This is a genomic window from Euzebyales bacterium (assembly GCA_035461305.1).
Taxonomy (GTDB): Bacteria; Actinomycetota; Nitriliruptoria; order Euzebyales; family JAHELV01; genus JAHELV01.
Window position 1 is genome coordinate 1 of record DATHVN010000085.1, and the last position, 9,189, is coordinate 9,189.

General features: G+C 71.5%; 12 protein-coding genes and 1 pseudogene. 6 read left to right on the top strand and 7 right to left on the bottom strand.

Translation table 11 applies throughout. The features are described from left to right. The coding region (locus VK923_07830; protein HSJ44574.1) for a hypothetical protein at positions 1 to 247 on the bottom strand (247 nt) is incomplete at its 3' end. A gap of 181 nt (positions 248 to 428) precedes the next feature. On the opposite strand from VK923_07830, the gene VK923_07835 reads away from it, so the two are divergent. The 5 genes from VK923_07835 to VK923_07855 all read left to right on the top strand — a co-directional run bounded on the left by VK923_07835 (position 429) and on the right by VK923_07855 (position 3,064). Continuing rightward, positions 429 to 875 carry a hypothetical protein gene (locus tag VK923_07835; protein ID HSJ44575.1) on the top strand — a complete coding sequence of 149 codons (447 nt, stop codon included), beginning with the start codon at positions 429 to 431 and terminating at the stop codon, positions 873 to 875. Continuing rightward, positions 872 to 1,060, top strand: coding sequence for a hypothetical protein (locus tag VK923_07840; GenBank protein HSJ44576.1), 189 nt, complete (start codon positions 872 to 874; stop codon positions 1,058 to 1,060). Before VK923_07835 ends, VK923_07840 begins: the two co-directional genes overlap by 4 nt. 170 nt (positions 1,061 to 1,230) lie before the next feature. Then, positions 1,231 to 1,755, top strand: coding sequence for a hypothetical protein (locus VK923_07845; protein ID HSJ44577.1), 525 nt, complete (start codon positions 1,231 to 1,233; stop codon positions 1,753 to 1,755). Further along, positions 1,752 to 2,396 carry a DUF998 domain-containing protein gene (locus VK923_07850; protein ID HSJ44578.1) on the top strand — a complete coding sequence of 215 codons (645 nt, stop codon included), beginning with the start codon at positions 1,752 to 1,754 and terminating at the stop codon, positions 2,394 to 2,396. The genes VK923_07845 and VK923_07850 overlap by 4 nt, the downstream gene beginning before the upstream one ends. Before the next feature lie 5 nt (positions 2,397 to 2,401). After that, on the top strand, positions 2,402 to 3,064 hold the full coding sequence (locus VK923_07855) for a DUF998 domain-containing protein (GenBank protein ID HSJ44579.1): 663 nt from the start codon (positions 2,402 to 2,404) through the stop codon (positions 3,062 to 3,064). Between the two features lie 24 nt (positions 3,065 to 3,088). Here VK923_07855 and VK923_07860 read toward each other — a convergent pair whose 3' ends face one another. The 5 genes from VK923_07860 to VK923_07880 are packed head-to-tail and all read right to left on the bottom strand — an operon-like array spanning position 3,089 to position 7,712. Beyond that, positions 3,089 to 3,370 (bottom strand): PLD nuclease N-terminal domain-containing protein, encoded by a 282-nt coding sequence (locus VK923_07860; GenBank protein ID HSJ44580.1) that lies wholly within the window; start codon positions 3,368 to 3,370, stop codon positions 3,089 to 3,091. Between the two features lie 10 nt (positions 3,371 to 3,380). Further along, on the bottom strand, positions 3,381 to 4,313 hold the full coding sequence (locus VK923_07865; protein ID HSJ44581.1) for an ABC transporter substrate-binding protein: 933 nt from the start codon (positions 4,311 to 4,313) through the stop codon (positions 3,381 to 3,383). Continuing rightward, a complete protein-coding gene (locus VK923_07870) occupies positions 4,313 to 4,909 on the bottom strand; it encodes a hypothetical protein (protein HSJ44582.1) in 597 nt (198 codons plus the stop codon). The genes VK923_07865 and VK923_07870 overlap by 1 nt, the downstream gene beginning before the upstream one ends. Continuing rightward, positions 4,906 to 6,576 carry a hypothetical protein gene (locus VK923_07875; GenBank protein HSJ44583.1) on the bottom strand — a complete coding sequence of 557 codons (1,671 nt, stop codon included), beginning with the start codon at positions 6,574 to 6,576 and terminating at the stop codon, positions 4,906 to 4,908. Before VK923_07875 ends, VK923_07870 begins: the two co-directional genes overlap by 4 nt. Then, positions 6,573 to 7,712: a YbhN family protein gene (locus tag VK923_07880; GenBank protein HSJ44584.1), complete on the bottom strand. Its 1,140-nt coding sequence runs from the start codon at positions 7,710 to 7,712 to the stop codon at positions 6,573 to 6,575. The genes VK923_07875 and VK923_07880 overlap by 4 nt, the downstream gene beginning before the upstream one ends. A 187-nt stretch (positions 7,713 to 7,899) precedes the next feature. Here VK923_07880 and VK923_07885 point away from each other — a divergent pair, with 187 nt between their 5' ends. Next, positions 7,900 to 8,580: a phosphatase PAP2 family protein gene (locus VK923_07885; GenBank protein HSJ44585.1), complete on the top strand. Its 681-nt coding sequence runs from the start codon at positions 7,900 to 7,902 to the stop codon at positions 8,578 to 8,580. A gap of 143 nt (positions 8,581 to 8,723) precedes the next feature. Here VK923_07885 and VK923_07890 read toward each other — a convergent pair. Continuing rightward, a pseudogene (locus VK923_07890) lies at positions 8,724 to 9,134 on the bottom strand (hypothetical protein). Positions 9,135 to 9,189: the final 55 nt, after the last annotated feature.

Consider the following 9,189-nt stretch of genomic DNA (forward strand, 5'->3'; position numbering starts at 1 on the left):
CCATCACGACCGCAAGGACGCAGAGCAGCCAACCGACCACGTGCCACCGGCGCCGCACCAGGAGCACGATGCCCGGCACGAGGTAGGCCGCCGTCACCACGACGCCGTACCACACGATCAGTTGATCGCTGCGACCGCCCGCCTCGACGTGCAGCCGCACGCGCACCCAGACGATCAGCCCCAGCATCACGCCGAGCGCGACGACGCGGAGCAGTCGCAGCCACCATCGCTCGTGCACCACGCGCATCCACACCTCCTCAGCGCCCGAACCTCGCAACGTCGGTCGCCTGCGCCACGTGACCATGCCACCCGCACGTCCGGAAAGCGTTACGGCGCCTGACGCGTCCGCGACGCGGCGACGTCGGTGCCGAGCCGGCAACCACCCGGCGGACTGGCGACTTCACCGTTCCGAGCGCTGCTCGCACCGCATGGCGTCTGCACTGACGCCGGCACCCGACGTTGCGATCGAAGCGGGCATGCAGACCATCGGCGGTGACGACCGATTGCGCGCGACGCATGCCGTGACGGTAATGCTCGCGGCCACGGTGCTTCTCGTCGCACTCGCCGGCGGCGCACATGCCGCCGAGTCGGGGCGGATCAGCGACGAGGCGCAGGTCGTGTTGTCGGGACGTGCTCGACATCATGTCACGGCTGCGCACGCGCGCGACCGTCTTCTACTCGACGCACATCCTCGACGACGTGCAGCGGGCCAGCGACCGGGTCGCCAACGTCGACTGGGGCGGCCGGTCGCCAACGCGCCGACGGGGGACCCGCTCGACCGCGACGCGGGCACGTACGAGATCACCGTGCGAGGTGACGGAGTGGCGGGCCTCGAGGTCGTCTGCCTCGCAGTCGTGGAGGGCGACCGACGATGAGCGTCGCGATCGAACGCTGGGTCCAGCGCACTGCTGATCCCGGTCACCCGGACCGGCCGGCTCGCCGGTATGCGCAACATGCTGCGCAAGACACCACCTGGTCCCTTCCGGTCGCCGCGACGACGGTCGCGGCGGTCGGTCTGGCCGTCATCGCGGCGTGGCGCTTCGGGCGTGAGGAGCTCTGACCCGTCCCGACGGTGGCCGATCTGCGCGTGTATCGCGGGCTGGCGTCCGGATCGGGGGGCTTGCGCACCGCGGCTGGAGCGATGACGCTGATGACACGACGTTCCCGATGGTCCCACAGCGTGCCATCCGGGTCGCCGACACATGGGGCTTGGCGAGATCGGATGCGCCCATGAGCACGACGGTGACACTCCGCGCGATGGCCGGCTGGACCGGTGCCCCACCGGGCCGGTGGACCATCGTCCTGCTCGCTGCAGGCGGGACGATGACCGGCGTCGTGCTCGCCGCGCTCGCCTACACGAGCGACGGGCCGGCCCAGCCCGGTCTGCACCCCGCCTTGGCGTACTGGATCACCATCCCCTACATCGCGGTCGGCCTGATCGCCTGGCGTCACAGACCCGACAGCCGGCTCGACGTGCAGATCGGCGCGGCCGGATTCGCCAGCTTCCTGAACTTCCTGATCTGGTCGAACAACGACGGACTGTTCACGCTCGGGGGCGCGACACAGTACCTGCCGCCCGTGCTGTCACTCCACGTGTTCCTGGCGTTCGCGAGCGGGCTGGCTGCGATCGGCATTGTGGCGATCAGCGAGCGCTTGTTGCGTCTCGACGGCATCGTGCGCTCGCTGCGTGGGCCACCGTCCGCCGGGGGCGCGCACCCCTCGGCACCATCCGCGGCCGAGGGGATCGCGCCGTGAGCCTCGCGCGGGCGCGACTGCGTCGCCTGATCCGGCCCCCGTACGGTGCCTCGATCGGCGTGCTGGTGCTCGCGGGCGCGTGCCTTGGCGGCGTGGTCGTGCTGCACCTGCGCCGGCCGGACCTCGATCCCCTGAGCCACGTGCTCAGCGAGTACGCCAACGGACCGCTGGGTGTCGTGATGACCGCGGTGTTCTACGCGGTCGGCGTGGCGTGCATGGCGTTGGGCTGGAGGCTTCGCACGGCCGTGCGGTGGCACGGTGTCACGGTCGCGACGCCCATGCTGCTGATGGTGGCGGGTGTCGGCATGGTCGCTGCGGGGGCCTTCGAGGTGGGGCTGCCGGGCGCACCCGAGACCGTCGACGAGACGATCCACAGCCTCGCGTCGATCGGCGCGTTCGTGACGCTGGTCGCGGCGATGGCGCTGTTCGCGGTGGCCTGTGGACACGATCCCGACTGGATCGGGTTCCGACCGGCCGCCACGGCGCTCGCGGGCCTGGCGATCATCGCGGCGGCGCTGAGCCCACTCGCTGACGGCACGCCCTGGACCGGCGTGGCCCAACGCGTGCTGGCCGGGGCGGTGGTCCTCTGGCTCGTGCTGACCGCGAGGCGTGTGCGGACCATCGCCTTCGGCCGACAATGACGCGCATGGCGAGCACGCGACGGGCCCAGCGGGCACGTGGGTGGACCGCTGCCGCCCGCGCTGCGGCCGTTGCAGCGCTCGTGGCCGCGGCTGCGGTGCTCGCCCTCCATGCCCTGCGACGCGATCTGGAGCCCGCATCGCACCGGTTGAGCGAGTATGCGATCGGTCCGTGGGGGTGGTTGATGACGCTGGCGTTCGCATTGGTCGCCGCCGGCGTCTGGCTGCTGCGTCGCGCGCTGCCTGCCGACGATCGCCTGCGTCCGGTCCCCGTGCTGCTGGCCGTGGCCAGCATCGGGTTCGTGGTCTCGGCCGTGTTCCCGACCGATCCGACACGGCCCGACGCGGTGCGCGAGACCGTGCACAGCGTGGCGTCGTCCGGCGCACTGGCGGCGCTGACCGCGGCTGCGCTGTGGACGGTGACGATCGGTGCGGGGGCGATCGGGTGGCGCCGGACCCGTGGTCCTGCAGGTGTCGCCACCGCCGTCGCCGCGCTGGGCGTCCTGATCAGCCCCTTGGTCCACGACAGCCCCTGGACGGGCGCCGTGCAGCGTCTGCTCTACGTCTCGCTGACGGTCTGGCTGCTGCTCGTGTGCCGCACGGGGGGACGCGCCAGCGAGCGAGGCGGCGCTCCCAACGCGAGCGCGGATTCCCGATCGGACCGCGCGTGACGGTGATGCCCGGAGGCACGCAGGTCACCCTTCGTGTGGCACGCGGCCGCCGACCAGGTAGACGATCGGACCGATCCCAAGGTAGTTGACGGCGATGGCCAGCGCCCACAGCCACTTGTTGCCGCCCCGCACCTCGTCGCTGGGACGCCGCACGAGGTCGCGCATGGCGACGATCAGCAGACCGGTCTGCAGGCACGCCCTGATGACGATGCCCACACGCTGGCGGCTCGTGCGGTCCTGCCACCCCCGCTTCCCGCGAGGCAGCACGATGCCCCATGACGTCAGCGCACCGGTGCGTTCGCTCATCGCTGCTCCTTCATGGTGACGGGGTCGATGCGAGCCCCGCGTGTGCCAGCCAGCGGCGGGCCAGGTCCGCGGGGTCTTCCCGGTGAACGTCGATGGCGCGCACGAGGCCCGCCAGGTCTGCCGTGGTGAGCTGGCGGGTCAGGCGATCCAGGCGACCACGCAGTTGGGGTCCGAACGCCTCGAGCACGTCCTGTCGTAGGACAGGGGTGAGGTTCTCGGCCGGCTGCAGGCCGCGGTCGTCTGCCAGGAACACGACATCCGGGCCGATCACCGACCTTTCACCGGTGAACAGGACCGCGACGTCGATCTCTCCGCTCTCCAACGCCGCGAGGGTCAGCGGTCCTCCGACGTCGAGCGGAGTGAACCGCTGGAACCGCAGGCCGTACACATCCGCGTACCCGACCATGCACAACGGGCGCGTCGGGCACTCCGGCGGCCCGCCGAGCACCATGGTCGACGCCACCGGCCGCAGGTCGCTGACGGTGGACAGCCGATGCCGCGCCGCCGTCTCCGGAAGGACGGCCAGGGCGTTCTGGTTCTGTGCGGGGGCCGCCGCGAGGACTGCGACGCCGCGTTCGGCGAAGGCCGCCCGCAGGCGCCGGTGGGTGACCGCCGGATCTGCGCTCGCCAGCATGGGGTCGCCGGTGAGGAACTGCAGCGCCGTGCCGGCGTACTCGGGAACGAGGTCCACGAGGCCCTGCTCGAGCGCGGGCTCGATGAGCTCACGCGGCGCCCCGCCGGGGAGGCGTTCGGTGGGGTATCCCCAGGCGTCGAGCGCCTGCGCGTAGATCTCGCTGACCAGGCGGCTCTCGGTGAAGTCGAACGAGGCGACGACGATCGAACCACCCGGTTCGCGGGATGGCGTGACGACCGGCCGGGACGCCGTGTCGGTGCACCCGGCGACGCACGCGATCGCCAGCACGACGATCACCAGGCGCCGCATCACCGGTCGCAGGGCACGTCGGTCCCGCTGCCCTCGTCGCACCCGTCGAACGCGACGTCGCGCAGCCGCTCGACCTCGGTGCGGGGCATGAACGTCCAGGTCTGCGAGGCCTCGTGCACGAAGCTCAGCCAGCGGTCATCCCGCGCGTCGAACCGGTAGGTGACGCACCCACCGTCGAAGAGGTAGAAGCGATCACCGGCGTAGCCGTTCGCGACCCGTCCCACCCGTTCGAGCCGTCGCGTCCCGGGTTCGTCGGTGGGCACAGCAACGGCTCCGGCGGTGTCGCACTCCCGCGTGAACTGGACCTCGAGACGCTGCGGCGGGCGGTCGTCGTCGTTCGGCCAGTTACCGACGAAGGTCAGCCTCGACGAGGAGCTGTCGATCCGCATGCTGTCCATGTACAGGTCGGAGGGCAGCGCCTCGGCGTCGATGCACGGCACGAGCTCGGCCTCGGGGATCGACTGCGCCATGAGGAAGGTGGCCTTCGCACCGACCTCGCCACACTTCGGCATGCGCAGGCTGACCACGTCCTCGGCGCCGCACCCCGCCCCGACCAGTGCGAAGATGACGACCACGACGATTCGCCGCGCCCTCACAGCAGCCCCCCCTCACGCAGGCTGTCGATAAGCGCCGCCGTGACCATGACACCGCCGACAAGCACGGCGATCGTCAGGCCGATCCGACGAATGCTCCAGCGCTGCACCCGGATGCGCGGACGCGGCGGCGCGAGGGCGCGGAACTGCGCCAGCAGGTCACGCCCGTCCGCGCGCATCATCCGGTGCAGCGACGGCCGCGTCGCCTCGGACGTCGCCGCGAACGCCTCGGCGACGTCCTCCGGCGTGAAATACCGCAGGGCGTGGCGGTACACCGTCTCCGCGTCCGTCCGCAGCGCGAGCACGATCATCATCGCCGCCAGGTCCACGGCCTGACGCCACGGGCTCGGCCTGATCTGGCCGAAGAAGACGTCGATCAGCGCCACCCGACCGTCGGGACGCACGAGCACGTTGGCGGGCTTAATGTCGCGGTGCGCCAGGCCGGCGTCCCAGAGCGTGCGCACCACCTGCAGCGCGTCGGCGACGGTGGTGTCGGTGATCTCGGCGTCGCCGCTCTCCCGGGCATCCGCGATGAACTCCGTGACCAGCAGGTACTCGCGCTCCGGGGTCAGCTCGACGAACCCGTGCGGCGCGGCGACCGGCAGTCCAGCGTCGCGCATGACACGGAGCATGTAGTCCTCCTGCTGGACGAGCCGGCGCACCGTCGAGAAGGGTCGCTCGTCCTCGAGCCGCCCATAGCGCAGGGTGCGCCCCAGCTTGTACCAGCGGTCCGCACGCATGTGGCTGGCCGCGTACAGCTTGCCGAACACAACGGTCCCGTCATCGAGCACGATCCGCAGCGGCGTCGACCCGAACGACTCGGTCAGGTTGAACGGCGCGACCTCGCGCGCGGTCATGCCCAGCTGGTCCTGCAGTGCCGCGCGGATCGCGTGCAGCCGGCGTTCGTCGATCGTCAGGTGCGCGGCCCGGCCCCGGCGGTACACCAGCGGGAACAGCTCGTTCGGGACGAACACCCGGAACGCGACGAGCGGGATCGTCACACCGACCACCACCGCCACGATGATCGCCGACGGGTAGTCGACAGCGAGGTAGAGCCGTGCGACGGCCAGCACCACGATGGGAACGATGATCGCCCGCTTCGTCAGGTTCCGAACGGGCCCGTGCGGGGCCAGCGTGTAGACCATCGCGACCATCGTGAAGGCGAACAGCCCCACCGGCTTCGACGGATGAGAGAACCCCTGCCACACGCCCAGGATCTCCACGCCCACAGGTCGCTCCCGGCCGATCAGGACCACGAGCGCATCCATCAGCTCGTCGAGGAAGGCGAACCCCATGAGCAGGACGAACAGGTGGCGCCACCTGCGGAAGACCACCAACACCAGGATCGTCGCCCACAGGAGGGGGCGGATCAGCATGGACGAGCCAAGGGTCTGCACGCCCCGCATGACCGGCGTGAGCGCCTCGACCCGCAGGCGGGCCACCCCTCGGAGCAGCGCCTCGTCAACGCCCGTCATGACGGCGGCGGCCGGCGGGAAGAACCAGACGAGCGCGCCGGGAAGCAGGACGATGGCCAGGATAAGCCACGCCATGCCACTGGTCGACAGGGCGCCGCGCGGCAGCGGCGCCGGCTCGCCAGACGGTCGGCGGCGTCGCCGTCGCGGCGCCGCGACCGGCGTCGCCGCGGCGGCGTCGGAATCCGCCGACGTCATGGTCCCTCACCGGCCGACGCCACGACATCCCTGCCGCGGACCGGACGGCCGGGGCCGGCACGCCACCACACGTAGCACGCGACCCCGATCGGGACCTGGACGAACAGCGTGAGGACCCGGTAGATCAGGACTGCCGCCACGACGGGCGCCTCCGGCCCGCCCGCCACGACGAGCCCGGCCGTCAACGCGAGCTCGACGACCCCGAGGCCGCCCGGCGTCACCGGCAGCGCCGTGACCAGTCGCGTGAGGGCGAAGACCGACAGCACCTGCGCCCACCCGACCATCGCATCGGAGACATCCATGTGCCGCAGCGCCAGCAGCAGCACGATGTACAGCGACAGGTGGCTGACGACGGTCGCCAGCGTGAGCACGTGCCACCGGTGACGCAGCAGCCCGATCGTCTGGTGTCGAAACTGGACGAAGGTGTCGCTCCAGGGTGCGCCCTGATCGCGGCGGAGGGCTCGCAGCAGCGGACGCGCCAGGCGCTGCATGCGGTCGCCGACCCTCGTGGCGAGGCGATCGCTGCGGAGCACCAGCGCGAAGACCGTCACCGCGAGGGCGAGCGTGCCGAGACCGGCCGCCGCTGCGATCAGCTCAGCGGTCGTGGAGTCACCCATGAGCGCGAGGATGGCCAGCGCCACGACCGGCAGCCCGAGCTTGACGAAGTTGTTCCAGATGCCGGTCAGCACCGTCGCGAGACCGATCTCGGCTCCGGAGTGGCCCAGCGACGAGTACATCGCGTAGGTCATCCCGACGCCGAGCGCGCTGCCGGCGGGCAGCGTCGCGGCCACGGCGGTCGACGACTGACCGACGATGAACGCATCCCGGTACGTCAGGCCAGGCATCGCGGCCATCATCACGAACAGGTAGGTGGCGATGTTCCAGGCCGCCGCGACCGAGAGCGTCAGCAGCTCCAGCCAGGTCATGTCGACGATCGCCGCCCACACCTGCGACCAGTCGACCAGCGTACGCGAGGCCCACACGATCGCGACCACGACGGCAGCAGACGCGAGCGTGCGTGCCCAGCTGGGAATCCGCCACCGTCGCCGGTCCGCCGCACGATGGCCGGCCGTGGGTGGGGCGGCTGTCCGGTCTGGGTCGTCAACGCGGTCGACCGCCGCCGCGTCATCACGCATGGCCACGGCGCTCCGCTCTCCTGGCGTCCGTCATGGTGCGTGACCTGCCGGCCCGCACGATGCCACCCTAGAGACGTCGTCGCGCCGCCGCATCGGTGACATTGCCGGTCCTGCCGGGCACAGTTGTCGGCTGACGCGACAATGGCCAGCGCGGGACGCGTGCGCACCGGCGGACGAGAGGCAGGTGATGGTACGGGATCCGCGGGACGGACCGGCGGCACCGGTCCACCACCGGCCGTACCGGCGGCTCGGGCTCGGGATCGCCCTCGCGGCGGTCGTCGTCGCCGTGAGCTGGACGCTGGTCGTCGATCCCGACGTCACCCCCGCCGAGGAACGGCTGTTCCGCGCCGTCAACACCGCGCCGGACGTGCTCTGGCCGCTTGTGTGGCCACCGATGCAGCTCGGGACCATCGCGGCGCCCGCGGTCGTCGCCACCGCTGCGGCGGCCGCGCTGCGGCGCTGGCGAGCTCCGACGGCCACACTGATCGCCGGGTACCTGTCGTGGGCGGCGGCGCAGGCCGTCAAGGCCCTCGCCGCGCGCGACCGGCCGGACGCGCTGCTGTCGGGGGTCGTGCTGCGGGAGGGCGCACAGGGCCTTGGTTTCGTCTCGGGCCACGCAGCGATAGCCACCGCGTTGGCCACGACGCTCTGGCCCTACCTCTCGACCCGCGGCAGGATCCTGTCGCTGGTCCTGGTCGCCGCCGTCGGGTTCGGGCGCATCTACGCCGGGGCGCACCTCCCGCTGGACGTCGTCGGCGGCATCGCCATCGGCGCGCTCGTCGGCATCGCGGTCAACGCGCTCGTCGGTGTGCCGTCCGACCGCCTCGTGCACCCGCACGGCCGACCGACGGCGGACAGCGACGTCTGAGGTGCGCGAACGGCCCTGAGCTCGCGCTGACGGCCTGGGGGGGCGTTCCACCTCCAGTCGGAGCGCCACGCCCGGTAGCGGTCGATGAGAGTGGTGGTCGAGCTGTCATGCGGGGCGGTCGAGCCGTCGATGAGCTCGTCGGCGATGACACCGGCGAGGAGCTTGCCGAGCTCGACGCCCCACTGGTCGAACGAGTTGATCTGCCAGACAGTTCCCTGCGTGAACACCTTGTGCTCGTAGCACGCGATCAGCTGTCCCAGCGTCGACGGGGTCAGCTCGGCGAGCAGCAGTGTGTTGGTCGGTCGGTTCCCGGCGAACACCCGGTGTGGCTGCTGGGCCTCGGGGACGCCGTCGGCGGCGACCTCGGGGCGGGTCCTGCCGAACGCCAGCGCCTCGGTCTGCGCGAAGCAGTTGGCCATCAGCAGGTCGTGGTGGTCGCCGAGGTCATGCGTGGCGCGTGCGATGCCGATGAAGTCCGCCGGGATGAGCGCGGTGCCCTGGTGGATGAGCTGGTAGAAGGCGTGCTGGCCGTTCGTGCCGGGCTGACCCCACACGATAGGTCCGGTGTGGTGGTCGACCGGCCGCCCGTCGAGATCGACGGACTTGCCG